Origin of the sequence: Jatrophihabitans sp. (genome assembly GCF_036388195.1) — a bacterium.
Classification (GTDB): domain Bacteria; phylum Actinomycetota; class Actinomycetes; order Mycobacteriales; family Jatrophihabitantaceae; genus Jatrophihabitans_A.
Map to the genome: position 1 here is coordinate 1 of NZ_DASVSG010000011.1, position 17,968 is coordinate 17,968.

A 17,968-nucleotide genomic window follows, 5' to 3' on the forward strand; every position below is an offset into this window, starting at 1 on the left:
GCAAAGCATTAGCGTGGGACACGAAGACCTCCGGGTAGAGGAGCGGTTCCTAGACAGCTCCACACCTCACTCGGAGGTCTTCCTCATGTCACGACGCCATGCCGAACAGCGTCACCAACGTCTGTGGTCAATACAGCTAGCCGACCCGGGCTCGGGGGTGCTAGCCGACCGCGGCCAGCACGTCGTCGGACACCTCGAAGTTGGCGTAGACGTTCTGCACGTCGTCGGAGTCCTCCAGCGCGTCGATGAGCTTGAACACCTTGCGCGCGCCCTCCTCGTCCAGCGGCACCTGCACGCTGGGCAGGAACGAGGAGTCGGCCGACTCGTAGTCGATGCCGGCGTCCTGCAGCGCGGTCCGCACCGGCACCAGGTCGGTCGCCTCGCAGATCACCTCGAACTCCTCGCCGAGGTCGTTGACCTCCTCGGCGCCGGCCTCCAGCACCGCGGCGAGCACGTCGTCCTCGGTGAGGCCGTCCTTGGCGACGATCACCACGCCCTTGCGGCTGAACAGGTAGGACACCGAGCCGGGATCGGCCATGTTGCCGCCGTTGCGGGTCATCGCGGTCCGCACCTCGCTGGCCGCCCGGTTGCGGTTGTCGGTCAGGCACTCGATGAGCACGGCCACGCCGGAGGGTCCGTAGCCCTCGTACATGATGGTCTGCCAGTCGGCCCCGCCGGCCTCGGCGCCCGAGCCGCGCTTGACCGCGCGCTCGATGTTGTCCAGCGGCACCGAGGTCTTGCGGGCCTTCTGGATCGCGTCGAAGAGGGTCGGGTTGCCGGTCGGGTCACCGCCGCCGGTACGGGCGGCGACCTCGATGTTCTTGATCAGCTTGGCGAACATCTTGCCGCGCTTGGCGTCGACGACAGCCTTCTTGTGCTTGGTCGTCGCCCACTTGGAATGGCCGCTCATGTCACTCGTCTCCGCTCTTCGACGCCGCGGCGCCCGTGGCGGGCGCCTGCTCGGCCTCCCGCACCATCTCCAGGAAGTACCCGTGCACTCGCGCGTCACCGGTGAGCTCGGGGTGGAAAGACGTGGCCAGCAGGTGCTGCTGGCGAATCCCCACGATTCTACCCGCCGCCGGTCCTGACTCCACGCGGGCGAGCACCCGGGCGTCCGGGCCGACCTCCTCGACCCAGGGCGCGCGGATGAACACCGCGGTCAGCGGGCCGCCGTCCAGGCCCTCGACCGACACCGCCTCCTCGAAGGACTCCACCTGCCGGCCGAAGGCGTTGCGCCGGACGGTCATGTCGATGCCGCCGAAGGTGTCCTGCCCGGCGATGCCGTCCAGGATCCGGTCGGCCAGCAGGATCATCCCGGCGCAGGAGCCGTAGGTGGGCATGCCGGCGGCGATCCGCTTGTGCAACGGCTCGAACAGCTCGAAGGACTGGGCCAGCTTGACGATCGTGGTGGACTCCCCGCCCGGTATCACCAGGCCGTCCACGGCCTCGAGCTCGGACTGCCGCCGGACCGGCATGGCCTCGGCGCCGACCGAGCGCAGCGCGGCCAGGTGCTCGCGGACGTCCCCCTGGAGCGCCAGTACCCCGATCAGCGGCCGCGTACCGTCCACCAGCTATCGGGCGGCGGCGGAGCGGGCCGGCAGCACCAGGCTCGCCAGCAGCTCGTCGGTGATCGCGGCGATCTGGTCCACCGCGGCGTCGAACGCCTCGTGGTTGGCCTTGGACGGGCTGCGCATGCCGGCGACCTTGCGGACGTACTGCAGGGCCGCTGCCCGGCTGTCCTCCGACGTCGCGTCCTCGGTGTAGGGCGGCCGGAGGGTCTTGATGCTGCGGCACATGGCGTTACCAGCCCCGCTCGGCGAGGCGGTGCGGCTGCGGGATCTCTTCGACGTTGATGCCGACCATGGCCTCACCCAGACCCCGCGACACCTTCGCCAGCACGTCCGGGTCGTCGTAGAAGGTGGTGGCCTTGACGATCGCCTCGGCGCGCTGGGCCGGGTTGCCGGACTTGAAGATGCCCGAGCCGACGAACACGCCCTCGGCGCCCAGCTGCATCATCATGGCCGCGTCGGCCGGGGTCGCGATGCCGCCGGCGGTGAACAGCACCACCGGCAGCTTGCCCAGCTTGGCCACCTCGGCGACCAGGTCGTACGGCGCCTGCAGCTCCTTGGCCGCGACGAACAGCTCGTCGGCCGACAGCGAGCTCAGCCGCCGGATCTCGCCACCGATCTTGCGCATGTGGGTGGTGGCGTTGGACACGTCCCCGGTGCCGGCCTCGCCCTTGGACCGGATCATCGCCGCGCCCTCGGTGATCCGGCGCAGCGCCTCGCCCAGGTTGGTGGCCCCGCACACGAACGGCACGGTGAACTGCCACTTGTCGATGTGGTTGGTGTAGTCGGCCGGGGTGAGCACCTCGGACTCGTCGATGTAGTCCACCCCCAGGGCCTGCAACACCTGGGCCTCGACGAAGTGCCCGATCCGGGCCTTGGCCATCACCGGGATCGAGACCGCCGAGATGATCGAGTCGATCATGTCCGGGTCACTCATCCGGGACACGCCGCCCTGGGCCCGGATGTCGGCGGGCACCCGTTCCAGCGCCATCACCGCGACCGCGCCGGAATCCTCGGCGATCTTGGCCTGCTCGGCGGTGACGACGTCCATGATGACGCCGCCCTTGAGCATCTCGGCCATGCCTCGCTTGACGCGGGCGGTGCCCACGGTGGGAGTGGCCGGGGACGGGGTGTTGGCGGCGCTGCCGTGCTCAGAGGTCATGCCTGCATTCTACGGCTGGATGGCGCGTGCTGGGCACCGCGGGCGACATCCGCGGCAGGAACAGCGGGACGGGCAATCCCGGTCAAAGGGCGCGGCGGTCCACGCGGGCCGCGTCCGCGCTCTGACCGGCTACACCCGCGCTCCCTTGGCTGCCAGCACCACGTAGGCGCCGCCCGGAGCCAGCAGCAGCGGCGCGCCCTTGAGGTCGGTGAACCTCGTCGGGGCGGCGGCCGAGGGACGTGACCACCTGCCCTCGATCCGGTGGCCGTTGCGGAACAGCACCACCCGTCCGGAGCCCACCGTGTGGGTGTAGCGCGACGGGTTGCCGTTGACGTCGACGTCGCCGAAGTTGTTGGTCACCCTGCACAGCTGCACCAGGACGTTCGGGGTGGCGATCGGCGCCCCGTTGGCGGTGTGCAGGGCGGCGCCGCCGATCGTCCGGACGTACTTGCCGAGCCGGGCCTGCCACTGGAAGGTGACCGGGGTGCTGCCCACCACCGTCCGGACGCTGGTCGCCACCCGCGCCGTCTTGAGCCGGGGATCGGTCCGCGCCCAGCTGAAGCCCACGTTGCGCGAGCCCGCCGTCCGGGCCCGGGCCGACATCCGGGCCAGGTCGGCCCGCACGTTGTAGGGCACCGGCCGGTTGCCGTCCCGGGAGAAGCCCGGGGCGCCGCGGTCGTTGATGATGCCCTTGATCGGCGAGGCGTCCAGCCGCGGCAGCGCGTCATGGCCCCCGCCGGAGGCGACCAGCGAGATCCGCCCGTACTGCACGAGCAGCTCGGCGTCGCTGGCCCGGACGCTGCGGACCGGCTCGACCACCGGCTTGGAGGTGCCGAACACCGCCAGCATCCGGGTCAGGCCGCCCTCGACCTCCTCGATGTAGACCACGTCGGCCTTGTCCAGGCCCACCGCCGGCCGCCCGTTGGCGGTGTCGTCGATCTTGACCCCCAGGACCGGGCCGGCCGGCGGCTTGCCGATGCCGGTCAGCGGATTGACCGGGGCGACGGGTTTGGCGGACGGCTTGGCGCTGGGCGTGGGGGTCGGGGTGGGGACCGGCGAGCTGGCCGGCGAACTCGAGCTGGCCGGCGCGGCCAGCTTGGTGTCCTCGCCGCGCAGCGCCAGGGCCGAGACGCCGCCGATCATCACCACCGCGGCGGCCCCGGCGGCGATCAAGGCCTGGGGCTTGGACAGTCCGGCAATCATCGTGGTGCTCCTTGCGGTCGAGGCTGGCTGTTCAGCCGCGTTATGTGGCGGGTCTCAGGTGGGGTGCTCAGGCGGCGTCCCGGGTTCCCGGTCCGGCGGGCTGTCGGAGAACACGCTGGTGTCGTCGATGTCGAAGAACAGCGGCAGCTCCCGGCGGCCGGCAAGATGCAACAACCGCGGCATCCTGCGCGCCCGCAGCGTACGAGTGTCGCGGACCGCATCGTTGAAGAATCGCCGGGCGATCATCACCCGGGTTGCCGCTTCGGCAAGCTCGGTGACCGCGTCGGCGGGCAGCCGGGCGCGCTCGGCCTGCAGTCCGGCGATCGCGCGTCCGACCTGGTTCTCCACCGTCCGCCGATCGTCCTGCTGCCAGTGCTGCACCGCCAGCGCGGCCCGGGCGGTGCCGACCAGCGCGTGGGCGGTGTCCGGCGCCAGGTTGGAGTCCGGCCGCTCGCCCAGCTGCAGCAGCGCCGCCGCCCGGCGGACGAGCTGGGCGTCCAGCGCCGACTGCGCGGCGTCGACCCGGGCATGCAGCCGGTCCAGCCGGGTCAGCGTGAAGGTCACCCAGGAGGTCAGCAGGACCGCGACGAACACCGCCGCGACCAACCAACCCGCCGGTAGCACCGGGCCAGGCTACAAACTCCGCGGCGGAGGCGCCGGGAGGCTCGCTAACTCGACGTTAGCTCCGGACGGCCGCCGCGCAGGCGATCTCGTACACCCGCAGGATCTGCCCGGTGACCACCTGCCAGTCGTAGGGCCGCGCCAGCTCGGCCCCCGTCTCGGCCAGCTGCCGGCGCAGCGTGGAATCGGACAGCACGTGCTCCAGCGCCCGGGCCAGCGCCGCCGAGTCGCGGTTGCGGAACAGCAGGCCGCCCCGGACCCGTCTCCAATCCTCGCTCCGTCGCCGCTGCGATCCGGTCTCGGAGCCGGTCGCGTCGGCCGGCTCCAGCACCAGGCGGAACGCGGGCAGGTCGCTGGCCACGATCGGGGCGCCGGCGGCCAGCGCCTCCAGCAGGATGATCCCGAAGCTCTCGCCGCCGGTGTTCGGGGCGACATAGACGTCGACGCTGCGCAGCAGGGCCGCCTTGTCGCGCTCGCTCACCATCCCCAGCATCACCACCGACCCGGCCAGGGGCTCCGGCAGCTCGTCGAGGAAGTCCTGCTCCTGGCCCCGGCCGGCCACCAGCAGCCGCACGCCCGGCCGGGTGCGGACCAGCTCGGTCATCGCCTCCAGCAGCACCGACATCCCCTTGCGGGACTCGTCGTAGCGGCCGATGAAGCCGATCGTCCCGCCCAGCGCCGGGTCGCGGGGGTAACCCGGCAGCGGCTCGGCGCCGGCGAAGGCCGCGATCGACACCCCGTTGGGAATGACCACCGCGTCCGCCCCGAGGTGCTCGACGATCATCTTGCGGGCCGCCGGCGACACCGCGATCCGCCCGGACAGCCGCTCCAGCAACGCCTGCACCGCGCTGTCGAACATCGCCAGGAACCGCGACCGGTTCGAGGCCGCGTGGAAGGTCGCCACCAGCGGGGCATCGGCCAGCAGCACCGTCAGCAGCGACAGGCTCGGCGGCGCCGGCTCGTGCACGTGCACCACGTCGAAGTCGCCCTGGCGCAGCCAGCGCCGTACCCGGGTGGCCGAGACCAGCCCGAACTGCAACCTCGCGACCGAGCCGTTGTACGGGATCGGCACCGTCCGGCCGGCGGCCACCACGTAGCTCGGCAGGCTCGGCGAGTCCTCGTCCCCCGGCGTCAGCACCGACACCTGGTGGCCGAGGCCGATCAGGGTCCCGGCCAGGTCCCGCACGTGCGCCTGGACGCCACCGGGGATGTCCCAGAGGTAGGGGCAGACGATGCCGATCCTCACGGCTGGGCGGCCACGAGCCGGGACGGGTCCAGATCGGCCAGCCAGAGCCGTTGCAGCATGTGCCAGTCCTGGGGATGCTCGGCGATCCGGCTCTCGAAGGCGCTGGCCAGCGCCTGGGTGGCGTGCTGCACCCGGCTGCGCAGCGGCCCGTCGCCCAGCTCGATCTCCGGGCCGATCCACTGGCCCCAGCCCTCGCCGTCGAAGTACAGGTGCACCGGGATCAGCGCCGCGCCGGTGGTGGCGGCCAGCAGCGCGGGCCCGGGCGGCATCCGGGTCGGCTCGCCGAAGAACCGCACGTCCACCCCGCTGCGGGACAGGTCCCGGTCCGCGACCAGGCACACCGCCTCGCCGGCGCGCAACCGCTCCGCCAGCACCTGCATGGGCGGGTGCGGCCCGCCGGTCAGCGGCAGCACCCGCATCCCCAGGCTCTCCCGGTAGGCCACGAACCGGTCGAACAGCGACTCGGGCTGCAGCCGTTCGGCCACCGTGCTGAACGGGTAGCCGCGCCGGACCAGCCACAGCCCGGCGATGTCCCAGTTGCCGCTGTGCGGCAGCGCGAAGACGGCGCCGCGACCGGCGGCCATCGCCCGGTCGACATTGTCGGCCCCGTCGGTGCGCACGTGGGCGATGATCTGGCCGTGGTCCATGCTCGGCAACCGGAAGGTCTCCAGCCAGTACCGGGCGTAGGAACGCATGCCCGCCCGCACCAGCCGGTCCAGCTCCGCGGGCGCGACGTCCGGGCCGGCCACCCGGGCCAGGTTGCGGCGCAGCTGCCGTACCGACCTGCCGTCCCGGCGGACCGCCAGGTCAGCTGCGGCGGCGAACAGCCGGCCGGCCAGCGGCGCCGGCAGCGCCCGGATCAGCCGCCATCCCGCGACGTAGGAGGCGGTGGTCAGCCAGCCACCGGCCAGCCTCACGCCTGCTGCGCCCGGGACTGCTGCCAGACGGTGGCCAGCCGCTGGATGACGGTGATCGTCGAGGCGGCCACCAGCACCCAGAGCGCGATCGCCTGGACGTAGGGCAGCCGGAACGGCCAGCCGGTCAGGCCGGTGCCCACCAGCACGATGATCAGCCGCTCGGACCGCTCGGCGATGCCGACGTTGCAGCTGAACCCCGCGCCCTCGGCCCGGGCCTTGATGTAGGAGGTCAGCGACCCCAGCACCAGGCACAGCAGCGAGGCCGCCAGCAGCGCCGGCTGGTCCTGTCCGGCGAACCACCAGGCCAGGGTGGCGAACACCGCCGCGTCGGCGATCCGGTCGCAGCTGGAATCCAGCACCGCGCCGAACCGGCTGCTGGTGCCGCCGGCCCGGGCCACCGCGCCGTCGACCATGTCGAACATCACGAAGGCCCAGATGAACAGCGTGCCGACGAAGAAGGCCCCGCGCGGGTAGAAGACCAGGGCCGAGACGGTGGCGCCGATGGTGCCGGTGATCGTGACCATGTCGGGGCTGACCCCCGCGTGGGCCAGCGACCGGCCCAGCGGCGCGATCGCCTTGCCGATCGGGGCCCGCAGCAGGTTCAGCACCGCTCAACTCTATCGGGCAGCCCCCCGGCGGCCGGCGCAGCGCGAAGACGGGGCCGCCGCAGGCCTTGCCCGGCACGCCGCGCGGGTGTCAAATGCAGCGGAGGGCCACGCTTTTCGGATCACTCCGGCAGGCCCGTCCGGAGTCGGGGCAGCCCAGTGAGGGGCTGCGCGATGTCAGTCAAGACAGCGGCCAGGACGCAGAGCCGGCTCGCCCCGGTGGCAGCCGGCAATCCAGAGCAGATCCGCAATGTCGCGCTGGTGGGGCACGGCGGGGTGGGCAAGACCACCCTGACCGAGCACCTGCTGGCAGCGGCCGGCGCCATCTCGCGCGCCGGCACGGTGGCCGACGGCAACACCGTCTCCGACGCCGACCCGGTCGAGATCAGCCAGCAGCGCTCGGCGTTCCTCTCCGTCTGCCCGATGCGCTACCGCGACATGGTGCTGAACCTGCTGGACACCCCCGGCTCGCCGGACTTCGTCGGGGAGCTGCGGGCCGGGTTGCGGGCCGCCGACGCCGCCCTGTTCGTCGTCTCGGCCGCCGAGGAGCTCGATGACAGCACCCTGGCGCTGTGGGAGGAATGCGCGGCCCTCGGAACCCCCCGAGCGGTGGTGATCAACCGGCTGGACGCCCCGCGCGCGGACCTGGCCCGGACGCTGGCCGCCTGCCGGCAGGCCTTCGGCGGGGTGGACGGCAACGCGGTGCTGCCGCTGTACCTGCCCACCGATGCGGCGCAGCCGGCGGCGGGCGGGCTGGTCGAGCTGCTCACCGCCACCGACCCGGCCTACTCCGACGACCGGGCGGCGCTGATCGAGGCCATCATCGCCGAGAGCGAGGACGAGTCCCTGCTCGACCGCTACCTGTCCGGCGACGACCTGGACCCCGCGGTGCTGGTCGCCGACCTGCACACCGCGGTGGGCCGCGGCCACTTCCATCCGGTGGTGCCGGTCTGCGGCGGCGGCGATTCCAGCTTCGGGATGAGCGAGCTGCTGGAGCTGATCGTCCGGGGCTTCCCGAGCCCGACCGAGCGCCCGCTGCCCGACTGCTACACACCGATCGGTGCGGACGGGCCGAAGCTGACGTGCGACCCGGCCGGGCCGCTGGCCGCCGAGGTGGTGCGGACCTGGGTCGACCCGTACCTGGGCCGGGTGTCGCTGGCCCGGGTGTTCTCCGGCACCATCACCACCGACACCGCGCTGCACGTCTCCGGGCACGGCAGCGCCGACCGGGGCCATCCCGACCACGACGCCGACGAGAAGGTCGCGACGCTGCTCGGGCCGACGCTGGCGCCGATCTCCTCGGCGTTCGCCGGGGACTTCTGCGTGGTGGCCCGGCTGGCCAGCGCCGAGACCGGTGACACGCTCTCCGAGCAGCGCCAGCCGCTGGTGATCCTGCCCTGGCAGCTGCCCGAGCCGCTGCTGCCGATGGCCGTCCGGGCCGCGACCCGCAACGACGAGGACGCGCTGGCCAAGGCGCTGACCCGGCTCGCGGCCGCCGACCCGGCCGTCCGGATCGAGCGCAACGCCGAGACCAACCAGCTGGTGCTCTGGTGCCTGGGCGAGGCACATGCCGAGGTCGTCCTGGCCCGGTTGCGCGCCGGTGGCGCGGCGATCGAGACCGAGCCGGTCCGGGTGCCGCTGCTGGCCACCTTCACCACCCAGGCGCGCGGGCACGGCCGGCAGGTCAAGCAGTCCGGCGGCCACGGCCAGTACGCCGTCTGCGACGTGGTGGTCGAACCGCTGCCGCGCGGCTCGGGAGTGCAGTTCCTGGACCGGGTGGTCGGCGGCGCGGTGCCCAGCCAGTTCATCGGCTCCGTCGAGAAGGGGGTGCGGGCCCAGCTCGCCCGCGGCCTGCAGCAGCAGGCCACGGTGCCGGTGGTGGACGTCCAGGTCACCCTGGTGGACGGCAAGGCGCACAGCGTGGACTCCTCCGACGCCGCGTTCCAGACGGCCGGGGCGCTGGCGGTCAAGGACGCCGCGGCAGCCGGCGGGGTGCAGCTGCTGGAACCGGTGGACTCGGTGCGGATCACGGTGGCCGAGCACTCCATCGGCGCCGTGCTGTCGGACCTGTCCGGCCGGCGGGCCCGGGTCACCGGCACCGAGCCGCTGACCTCGGACCGGCCCGGCAACCGCAGCGTGATCAGCGCCGAGGTGCCGGCCATCGAGCTGCTGCGCTATCCGGCGGTGCTGCGGTCGCTGACCGGTGGGGCGGGCAGCTTCACCCGCAGCTACCTGCGTCACGACCCCGCTCCGCCGACGGTGGCCGCCGCGCTGCTCGGATAGCCGCTCTGCCGAATCAAGCCGAGCCAGGGCTGCGACACGGGCTCGCCGGTTCCTGTGTGATCTTCCTTGTCCCGGCAAAGGCCACGTAACCGTCACCGGCACTGCTCGTTGGACGTGATGACCTGCCCGTCCCGCGAGAAAGCAGACCATGACCGAGCCGGACAGTACTGAACCGACCGTCGCCACCGGACGCCACGCGGCACCTTCGGGGCGGCACCGGGCAGCACACCAGCCGGTGCCCGCGCCGCCGGCTCCGGCCTGGCTGCCGCGCGCCGCGCTCGCGGCGGCGATGGCTGTCGCGCTCGGCGCGGGCATCCTGGCGACCACCGGCGCGGCCGGCACCCCGACGCGGCCCAGCGCTTCCCCCACCACCAGCCCTGCCGCTTCCGCTGCCGCTCCGGCCGGGCTTGCCCGGCTGTCGCAGGGCGCGCCGAAGGGCGCCAAGCTGCTGCCCGCCCAGCCGGTCCATGTCGCCCGGCCGGCCGCTGCCGGCCCGGCCGTGATCACCGGGCTGGCAGCCAACGGCATCCCGGTGGTCGCGCTCAACGCCTACCGGGCCGCGGCCGCCCGGCTGGCGTCGGCCCAGCCCGGCTGCGGCCTCGAATGGTGGCTGCTCGCCGGGATCGGCCGGATCGAGTCCAACCACGGCCGGTACGGCGGGGCGAGCCTGAGCCCGAGCGGGGAGTCCAGCCCGCACATCATCGGGGCGGCGCTCGACGGCGTCGTCTACGACTACATCGCCGACACCGACGGCGGCCGGCTGGACCGCGACTCCCGGTACGACCGCGCCGTCGGGCCGATGCAGTTCATCCCCTCGACCTGGGCGGTGTACGGCATCGACGGCAACGGCGACCGGGTCGCCAGCCCGTTCAACATCAACGACGCCGCGCTGGCCGCGGCCCGCTACCTGTGCGCCGCGGGCGGTGACCTGCGCACGGCCGCCGGTCAGCGCCGGGCGGTGCTGGCCTACAACCATTCCGACGAGTACCTGGCCCTGGTGCTGGGCACCGCGGCGGCCTACGGCACCGGAACGCCGCTGGACGGGCCGATCAAGGGCATCACCACGGGCGCCCTGCCACCGGTGGACACCTCATGGCTGCCGCCGGTGAACCCGGGGCGGCCGGCCGGGCTGGATCGGGGTGGCGCGTCATCCGGCGGCTCTCGTACGTCGGGCGCTGGTTCTTCGAGTGCTGGCTCTGGCTCCTCCGGTACCGGCTCTGGTTCGTCGGGCACTGGCTCTGGCTCCTCGGGCTCTGGCTCCTCGGGCACCGGCTCGTCCGGCACTCCTCACCCGGCCCCGAGCAGCACCCCGCCGGCCAGCTCGCCGCCCCAGAGCTCGGCCAAGCCGAAGCCGAGCAGTCCGGCCGCCTCGAGCAACCCGGCGCCGTCCGGCCTTCCGCTGCCGACCCTGACCGTTCCCACGGTGGTCCCGTCGCCGAGCAGCACGGTATGCACCGAGACGGTGCTCGGCATCGTCGTCGAGGTGCCCTGCACATCGTCCTGAGACTCCTGGTCGCCGGCTGGGCGACGGTCATACCGAGCGCCCGTCCTGGCGTTCGATCGGTATGACAGTCGACCGGTCAGGAGGTCGGTGCGCCAGCCTCGTCCGGTGCGCCAGCCTGGTCCGGGGCACCGACGAACCGGAGGATCAGCCGGTCGTCCAGCGCCCGGTAGCCGAGCTGCTGGTAGATGCCGTTCGAGGTGGGGTTGGCCTCGTCGGTGAACAGCACGACCTGGCGGGCGCCGCAGTCCAGGGCGTCCTGGGTGCAGGCCGCGGTGACCGCCGCCCCGTAACCGCGCCGGCGCGAGTCCGGCGGGGTGTAGACGGGCCCGATCCGGCTGACCCCGGCGACCGTGACGTTGCGGCTGGCCATCGACACGGGACGGGCCTGCTCGTCCAGCCAGAGCCACAGCAGCCCGAGCTCGATCCGCCGCAGGTACATCTCCGGCTGGGGCGTCGCCGCGGACGCCTCGGCCTCCAGGTGGAACCGGGTGACCCAGTCCATCACCACGTCCAGATCCGCCGGGACGGCGGCCCGGGCCCGGCCCGCGGGCGGTGGCGTCGGCGGCCGCAGACCGTCCAGGGTGTAGACGCGCTGCCGCATGGCCACCTCGGTGCGGAGGCCGGTGCCGGCCGTCCAGCTGGCCGCGAACCGGCCGGCAGCGTCCACGGTGCCCATGGTGTCGGGCACCTCGGCTGCCCGCTCGCGGATCCCGGCGGCCAGCTCGTCCTCGCTGCCCGGCGGCAGCTCCGCCAGCAGGACGCCGTACGGCGGGGTCATCGAGATCGCGCCGGTGATCTCGCCGGCGGCCCCGTACCAGCCGAACAGCGGAGCCACATCGGAGAACCGCTGGCCGGCCCGCAGCGTCTCCAGCACCGTCAGCGGAACGGTGTGGACGTCCGGGCGCGCGGTCAGCAGGTCCAGGACGTGCTCGGCGTACCGGTGCGGATCATCGGTGAAGGACCAGGGCATGGCATTACGGTGCCATCACCGAGCCGCCCGGTCGAGGCGATTTAGGCCGGTGGCCGGCGCGGCTCGCCCCGGTAGGTGCCGAAGAACCAGTTGTTGCCCTCCGGATCGCGCAGCGCGAACTCGCGGGAGCCGTAGTCGGTGGTGTGCGGCTCCCGGATGATCTCCGCGCCCGCGTCGACAGCTCGCCGGTGCAGGGCATCGGGCTCGTCGGTGACGACGTAGGCGGCGAACGTGCCGGGCATCATCCCGAGGTCGTCGTCGCGGACCGACCCCAGCATGATCCCGCCACCGGGCGGCCAGGCCAGCTCGGCGTGGCTGACCAGCTCGCCCTCGGCGTGGACGGCGGTCTCCTCGAATCCCACGACGTCGACCAGGAACCGGATCAGCCCGAGGGCGTCGCGCGCCCGGAACATCGGCCAGACCTGCGGCGCTGGCACCCCGGAGTCCATACCCCCAGCTTGGCGGGCCGCCGTCGGGCTGTGCAAGACCCGGCGCGCGGTCCGCCGTGGCTGCAAGCGCACCGAGTACCCCGTCTAGGACCCCTTGGGTAGGTTTAGCGCGCACGGCTCAGCAGGACTCCTCAAACCGAATGGAGCTAACCCGTGATCAGACGTCAAACCCGGTCAGAGGTCGCTGACGCCTTGCAGGCTGTGAAGTCGGCAAGCGCCGCGGTGACCCAGGACGCCAAGTCGACCGGCATCGCCGTGACCCAGAACGCCAAGTCCACCGGCGCCGCGGTGACCCAGAACGCCAAGGAGGCGGCCGCCAGCGCGGGACACGCGCTCAGCACCGCCGTCGGGGCAGCCGGTGGCGCCGTCACCGAGGCCGTGGACGCGGTCGGCAGCGCGGTGGACGCGGTCGGCTCCGCCGTCGAGGCCGGCGCCGTGGCGCTGGCAGCCCGGGGCCGCCGGGCCCGCAAGCTGGCCAAGGCCGAAGCCCACACCCGGCGCGAGCAGGCCCGCCAGCAGACCCGCAAGGCGCGCAGGCACGGCGGCCTGACGGTGGCTGACGCGAAGACACAGGCGGCGCTTGCCAAGTCGCGGGCGAAGGCACAGGCGGCTCAGGTGCGAACCGATGCGGTGGAACGTGCCGTGGCGGCGGCGACGCTGGTCCGACGGGAGAAGCCGACCACCAGCAGGACGCGCAAGGCCGGGCGGGGGTTGCTGATCCTGGGCGCGCTGGGCGCGCTGGCGCAGCTGGTACGCAGCAAGCTGGCGGCGCCCACGTCGCCTCCGGCCAAGCCATGGAACCAGCCGGCCAAGCCGGCCGAGTCTGACGCGGCCCAGCCGGCCCAGTCCGACGCGGCCAAGCCGGCCCAGTCCTACACGGCGCAGTCCAACGGGGCACAGCCGACGACCAAGCCGGCCGAAACTGACGAGGCCAAGCCGGCCCAGGCCGACGAGGCCAAGCCGGCCGAAACTGACGCGGCCAAGCCGACCGAGACCGACGCGGCGCAGGCCGACGAGGCCAAGCCGGCCCAGTCCAACGCGGCGCAGTCCAACGCGGCGCAGGTCAGCGACCCCAGCTGAGCAGGTGACCGCCTCAGGCCTCAGGCCTCAGGCCTCAGGCCTCAGGCCTCGGGCCAGTGCGCCGCCAGCTGCTCGCGGGCGTCGGCCAGCAGTTGCGGAAGCACCCGGGTCTGACCGATCACCGGCATGAAGTTCATGTCCCCGCCCCAGCGCGGAACGACGTGCTGATGCAGGTGCGCCGCGATGCCGGCCCCGCCGACCGTCCCCTGGTTCATGCCGATGTTGAACCCCTGCGGGCGGGCGGCGGCGCGCAGGGCGGCCATCGCCCGCTGGGTCAGCAGCGCCACCTCGGCGGCCTCGTCGGCGCTCAGGTCGGTGTAGTCGCCGACATGCCGGTACGGCACCACCATCAGGTGGCCGGGGTTGTACGGGTACAGGTTGAGCACGGTGAAGGCCAGCTCGCCGCGGCTGACGATCAGGCCGTCCCGGTCTGACTGCTTGGGGATGTCGCAGAACGGGCAGTGGTGCTCGGCGTCGGAGGCGGGCTTGCCCTCGCCGCCGATGTAGACCATGCGGTGCGGCGTCCACAGCCGCTGAAAGGCATCGGGACGGCCGGCGAAGTCCGCGCCGTCGACCAGTTCCGGTTCGGTCACGGCTGCTCGCGGGAGATCGGCTGGAAGTCGGCCACCGAGGGCGAGTGGTTGATCCGCCGGTCGACGAAATCGGCGATCTGGTCCAGCGCCCGGTCCAGCGCAACGCCGTTGAGCTGCTCGCCGTCGCGGAACCGAAACGAGACCGCGCCGTCCTCGGCGTCCTTGCCGCCGGCGATCAGCATGAACGGCGCCTTGGCCTGCTGCGCGGTCCGGATCTTCTTCTGCATCCGGTCGGCGCTGGCATCGACCTCGACCCGGATCCGGCGGGCCCTCAGCTGCGCCGCCACCCCGTGCAGGTACTCCACCTGCTCGTCGGTCACCGGGATCGCGATGACCTGCACCGGCGCCAGCCAGGCCGGGAAGGCGCCGGCGTAGTGCTCGATCAGCACCCCGATGAACCGCTCGATCGAGCCGAACTTCGCCGAGTGGATCATCACCGGTTGGTGGCGCTCGCCGTCCGCGCCGGCGTACTCCAGCCCGAACCGGGCCGGCTGGTTGAAGTCGTACTGGATGGTCGACATCTGCCAGGTGCGGCCGATGGCATCGCGGGCCTGCACGGAGATCTTCGGGCCGTAGTAGGCCGCGCCGCCGGGATCGGGAACCAGGTCGAGCCCGGACTCGGTCGCGACCTGGTCCAGGATCGCGGTCGCGGCCTCCCACTGCTCGTCGGTGCCGATGAACTTGTCCGGCTTGGAGTCGTCCCGGGTGGACAGCTCCAGGTAGAAGTCCTCCAGCCCGAAGTCGCGGAACAGGCCCAGGCAGAAGTCGAGCAGGTGCTTGATCTCGGCCGGCGCCTGCTCCGGGGTGCAGTAGCTGTGCGAGTCGTCCATGGTCAGCCCGCGCACCCGGGTCAGCCCGTGCACCACGCCGGACTTCTCGAACCGGTACACGTTGCCCAGCTCGAACAGCCGCAGCGGCAGCTCCCGATAGGACCGCCCGCGGGACCGGTAGATCAGGTTGTGCATCGGGCAGTTCATCGCCTTGAGCCGGTACGCGGCATTCTCCAGCTCCATCGGCGGGAACATGCTGTCGGCGTAGTACGGCAGGTGGCCGGAGGTGTGGAACAGGCCGTCCTTGCTGATGTGCGGGGTGCTGACGAAGTCGAAACCCTCCTCGGCGTGCCGCTGCCGGACGTAGTCCTCCATCACCCGGCGCAAGATGCCGCCCTTCGGGTGGAACACCGCCAGCCCGGACCCCAGCTCGTCGGGAAAGCTGAACAGGTCCAGCTCGCCGCCGAGCTTGCGGTGGTCGCGCTTGGCCGCCTCCTCCAGCTGCACCAGGTACGCCTTGAGGTCGTCCTTGCTCGGCCAGGCGGTGCCGTAGATCCGTTGCAGCTGCTCGTTGGCCTGGTCACCGCGCCAGTACGCCGCGGCGGTGCGCATCAGCTTGAACGCCGGGATCCGCCGGGTGGTGGGCAGGTGCGGTCCCCGGCACAGGTCGGTCCAGGCCAGCCCGCCGTCCCGATCGAGGTTGTCGTACATGGTCAGCGCGCCACCGCCGACCTGCGACATCTCCTCGGCGTCCAGCTCGGTCTTGGTGTGATTGTCAGCGTGGTTGCTCTGGCCGCCCTTGAGCCCGATCAGCTCGAGCTTGAACCGCTCGTGGGCGAGCTCGGCTCGGGCCTGGTCGTCGGAGATCTCGCGCCGGGAGAAGCGCTGGGCGGCCTTGACGATCTCGGCCATCTTCTTCTCGATCGCCGCGAGGTCCTCGGGGGTGAACGGCCTGCTGGGCAGGAAGTCGTAGTAGAAGCCGTTCTCGATGGGCGGCCCGATGCCCAGCAGGGCGCCGGGAAAGAGCTGCTGCACGGCCTGGGCCATCACGTGCGCGGTGGAATGCCGCAGCACCGCCAGGCCGTCGGGCGAGTCCATCGGGACCGGCTCGACCTCGTCGGCGGCGTCGAACGGCACGTCCAGATCGCGCAGCTCGCCGCGCGAATCGCGAACCACCACGGCGCCGGACGGGCCGTTGACGTCGATGCCGGCCGCCTCCAGCGCGGCCCGCGGAGTCGTTCCGGCGGCAACCGCAACCGACGGCCGGACGGCGCTGGCAGCGGTTCCGTCGGTGGACTGCGATGCGGCGCTGGACACGGATACTCTCCTTCGATGGCCTGGCTGGATGGGAACGGAAGGCGCACCGTGCATGCTAGTGCGGTGCCCAGAAACTCCCGAGGCGATATTGCCCGCACCGCGCTGGCCGCCACCGTCGCGCTGTTGCTGGTGGCCGGCTGCGACAGCTCGTCCTCGCCGTCCGGCTCGACCAGCGACGGCTCCAGCTCGGTGTCCGGTTCGGCCGCCGGGCCGCCGTCGTCCCCGGCCGGCTCGTCCGCCGGCTCGTCGGCCACGCCCTCTGCGTCGTCGGAGCCGTCCGGCGTCGTCCGGCTCGGCTTCGCCGGCGACGTCCACTTCACCGACCGGACCGCTGCCCGGCTGGCCGCCAACCCGGCCACCGTCTTCGGACCGGCCGCGAAGAGCCTGGCCAAGCCCGATCTGACGATGCTCAACCTCGAGACCGCCATCGCCGTCGGCGGCACCCCGGAGAACAAGAACTTCACCTTCAAGGCGCCGCCGTCGGCGTTCACGGCGCTGCGGGCGGCGGGCATCGACCTGGTCACCATGGCCAACAACCACGCAGCCGACTACGGCTCGGCGGGGCTGGCCCAGACCCTGGCCGCGATCAAGCGGTCCGGCTTCCCGGTGGTGGGCATCGGCGCCAACGCCAACGCTGCCTACGCCCCGTACTACACCGAGATCAACGGGGTGCGGCTGGCGTTCGTGGCGGGCCTGCAGGTGCGGGAGGAGACGCTGGCCAACTTCACGGCCACCAGCACCAGCGCCGGGGTGGCCAGCGCGTACTCCGACCGGCTGGTCGCGGCGGTGCGGGCTGCCAAGAAGCAGGCGGACGCGGTGATCGTGTACCTGCACTGGGGCACCGAGTACGTCCACTGCCCCAATGAGGACCAGTACTCGATCGCCGACAAGCTCTCGGCGGCCGGCGCGTCGGCGGTGGTCGGCACCCACGCGCACGGCCTGCAGGGCGCCGGCTGGCGTCCGGACGGCACCTACATCTCCTTCGGCCTCGGCAACTACTTCTGGTGGATCTCCTTCGGCGACCAGCGCGACGACAGCGGGATCCTGACCCTGACGCTGACCCGCGACAAGGTCACCGCCGCCTCCTTCGCGCCGGCCCGGCTGGACGAGCGGGGCATCGCGGTGCCGGCCACCGGCGCGACGGCTCGCCGGATCCGGTCGGAGTTCGAGGAGTTCCGCCAGTGCGCGGGCCTGCTGGCCAAGCCGCCGCGCTGAGCGGCTAGTCGCAGGACCAGGCCTGAACACGTGGATCCCATCGACCTGTCGTGACAGCCGCCTGCAGCACCGGATCGAGGAACGCCTGGACGAGCCCGACCGCCCGGTCGTAGGTCCGATGGTCTCGGCACTCGGCGACGTCACGAGCCAGCCGGCCGTAGGTCGATCGCCAGCCGGGCGGCGTCGCGTAGCCCGCGATCTCCGGCAGGTTTCGGTTCAGGCGCTCAGCCTCGATGGCGGTGCGCAGCTGCGGCGCCTGCACCACCTGGGTTCGAGCGATGACCACGAGATCGACCAGGTCGCGGACGCGCGACGAGCGCCTGCCGTCCGGAGGATGCACCTCGAAGGTCGCACGGGCAATGTGTGGACGTGAGGGACCCAAGAGCTATCAGAGTCCGTAGACCGCTGGTTCGAAATGTCGGCGCGGCGTAGTCGGTCCAGTGTGAACTCGCGTGCCATATTATG

The 17,968-nt window shown here is 72.4% G+C and carries 18 protein-coding genes; 4 read left to right on the forward strand and 14 right to left on the reverse strand.

The window, feature by feature from the left end; genetic code table 11:
• Nucleotides 1-160: 160 nt before the first annotated feature.
• From VF612_RS00900 to pgsA, 9 genes are all read right to left on the reverse strand, one after another.
• Nucleotides 161-910, reverse strand: coding sequence for a YebC/PmpR family DNA-binding transcriptional regulator (locus tag VF612_RS00900; protein WP_408657963.1), 750 nt, complete (start codon nucleotides 908-910; stop codon nucleotides 161-163).
• Between the two features lies 1 nt (nucleotide 911).
• Nucleotides 912-1,568, reverse strand: coding sequence for a pyridoxal 5'-phosphate synthase glutaminase subunit PdxT (gene pdxT, locus VF612_RS00905; RefSeq protein ID WP_408657964.1), 657 nt, complete (start codon nucleotides 1,566-1,568; stop codon nucleotides 912-914).
• A gap of 3 nt (nucleotides 1,569-1,571) precedes the next feature.
• Entirely contained in the window at nucleotides 1,572-1,796 is a 225-nt protein-coding gene (locus VF612_RS00910; protein WP_408657965.1) for a DUF2277 domain-containing protein, read from the reverse strand.
• A gap of 4 nt (nucleotides 1,797-1,800) precedes the next feature.
• The gene (pdxS, locus tag VF612_RS00915) at nucleotides 1,801-2,730 is read right to left on the reverse strand and encodes a pyridoxal 5'-phosphate synthase lyase subunit PdxS (protein WP_408657966.1); all 930 of its coding nucleotides are present in this window, start codon (nucleotides 2,728-2,730) and stop codon (nucleotides 1,801-1,803) included.
• A gap of 129 nt (nucleotides 2,731-2,859) precedes the next feature.
• Entirely contained in the window at nucleotides 2,860-3,933 is a 1,074-nt protein-coding gene (locus tag VF612_RS00920; RefSeq protein ID WP_408657967.1) for a DUF3048 domain-containing protein, read from the reverse strand.
• 54 nt (nucleotides 3,934-3,987) lie between these two features.
• On the reverse strand, nucleotides 3,988-4,557 hold the full coding sequence (locus VF612_RS00925; RefSeq protein WP_408657968.1) for a hypothetical protein: 570 nt from the start codon (nucleotides 4,555-4,557) through the stop codon (nucleotides 3,988-3,990).
• 55 nt (nucleotides 4,558-4,612) lie between these two features.
• The gene (locus VF612_RS00930; protein WP_408657969.1) at nucleotides 4,613-5,800 is read right to left on the reverse strand and encodes a glycosyltransferase family 4 protein; all 1,188 of its coding nucleotides are present in this window, start codon (nucleotides 5,798-5,800) and stop codon (nucleotides 4,613-4,615) included.
• Nucleotides 5,797-6,717: a phosphatidylinositol mannoside acyltransferase gene (locus tag VF612_RS00935; RefSeq protein ID WP_408657970.1), complete on the reverse strand. Its 921-nt coding sequence runs from the start codon at nucleotides 6,715-6,717 to the stop codon at nucleotides 5,797-5,799. The genes VF612_RS00930 and VF612_RS00935 overlap by 4 nt, the downstream gene beginning before the upstream one ends.
• Nucleotides 6,714-7,325 carry a phosphatidylinositol phosphate synthase gene (gene pgsA / locus VF612_RS00940; protein ID WP_408657971.1) on the reverse strand — a complete coding sequence of 204 codons (612 nt, stop codon included), beginning with the start codon at nucleotides 7,323-7,325 and terminating at the stop codon, nucleotides 6,714-6,716. The genes VF612_RS00935 and pgsA overlap by 4 nt, the downstream gene beginning before the upstream one ends.
• Nucleotides 7,326-7,496: 171 nt before the next feature.
• Between pgsA and VF612_RS00945 the strand changes: the two genes are divergently transcribed.
• Together VF612_RS00945 and VF612_RS00950 are read left to right on the forward strand one after the other, a co-directional pair.
• Nucleotides 7,497-9,605, forward strand: coding sequence for an elongation factor G-like protein EF-G2 (locus tag VF612_RS00945; protein ID WP_408657972.1), 2,109 nt, complete (start codon nucleotides 7,497-7,499; stop codon nucleotides 9,603-9,605).
• Nucleotides 9,606-9,753: 148 nt separating this feature from the next.
• On the forward strand, nucleotides 9,754-11,109 hold the full coding sequence (locus tag VF612_RS00950; RefSeq protein ID WP_408657973.1) for a lytic transglycosylase domain-containing protein: 1,356 nt from the start codon (nucleotides 9,754-9,756) through the stop codon (nucleotides 11,107-11,109).
• 76 nt (nucleotides 11,110-11,185) lie between these two features.
• On the opposite strand, the gene VF612_RS00955 is transcribed toward VF612_RS00950, so the two are convergent.
• Both VF612_RS00955 and VF612_RS00960 read right to left on the reverse strand, forming a co-directional pair.
• A complete protein-coding gene (locus VF612_RS00955) occupies nucleotides 11,186-12,079 on the reverse strand; it encodes a GNAT family N-acetyltransferase (RefSeq protein WP_408657974.1) in 894 nt (297 codons plus the stop codon).
• Nucleotides 12,080-12,120: 41 nt separating this feature from the next.
• Nucleotides 12,121-12,528, reverse strand: coding sequence for a VOC family protein (locus VF612_RS00960; RefSeq protein ID WP_408657975.1), 408 nt, complete (start codon nucleotides 12,526-12,528; stop codon nucleotides 12,121-12,123).
• Nucleotides 12,529-12,681: 153 nt separating this feature from the next.
• On the opposite strand from VF612_RS00960, the gene VF612_RS00965 reads away from it, so the two are divergent.
• On the forward strand, nucleotides 12,682-13,608 hold the full coding sequence (locus tag VF612_RS00965; RefSeq protein ID WP_408657976.1) for a hypothetical protein: 927 nt from the start codon (nucleotides 12,682-12,684) through the stop codon (nucleotides 13,606-13,608).
• A 41-nt stretch (nucleotides 13,609-13,649) separates the two neighbouring features.
• Here the strand turns inward: VF612_RS00965 and VF612_RS00970 are convergent, their stop codons facing one another.
• Together VF612_RS00970 and thrS are read right to left on the reverse strand one after the other, a co-directional pair.
• Nucleotides 13,650-14,201: an HIT family protein gene (locus VF612_RS00970; RefSeq protein WP_408657977.1), complete on the reverse strand. Its 552-nt coding sequence runs from the start codon at nucleotides 14,199-14,201 to the stop codon at nucleotides 13,650-13,652.
• Nucleotides 14,198-16,342: a threonine--tRNA ligase gene (gene thrS / locus VF612_RS00975; RefSeq protein WP_408657978.1), complete on the reverse strand. Its 2,145-nt coding sequence runs from the start codon at nucleotides 16,340-16,342 to the stop codon at nucleotides 14,198-14,200. Before thrS ends, VF612_RS00970 begins: the two co-directional genes overlap by 4 nt.
• 9 nt (nucleotides 16,343-16,351) lie before the next feature.
• Between thrS and VF612_RS00980 the strand changes: the two genes are divergently transcribed.
• Complete coding sequence (locus VF612_RS00980; protein ID WP_408657979.1) at nucleotides 16,352-17,503, forward strand: CapA family protein; 1,152 nt, start codon at nucleotides 16,352-16,354, stop codon at nucleotides 17,501-17,503.
• Between the two features lie 4 nt (nucleotides 17,504-17,507).
• Here VF612_RS00980 and VF612_RS00985 read toward each other — a convergent pair whose 3' ends face one another.
• Nucleotides 17,508-17,789, reverse strand: a complete 282-nt coding sequence (locus VF612_RS00985) for a hypothetical protein (protein ID WP_408657980.1) — start codon at nucleotides 17,787-17,789, stop codon at nucleotides 17,508-17,510.
• Nucleotides 17,790-17,968: the final 179 nt, after the last annotated feature.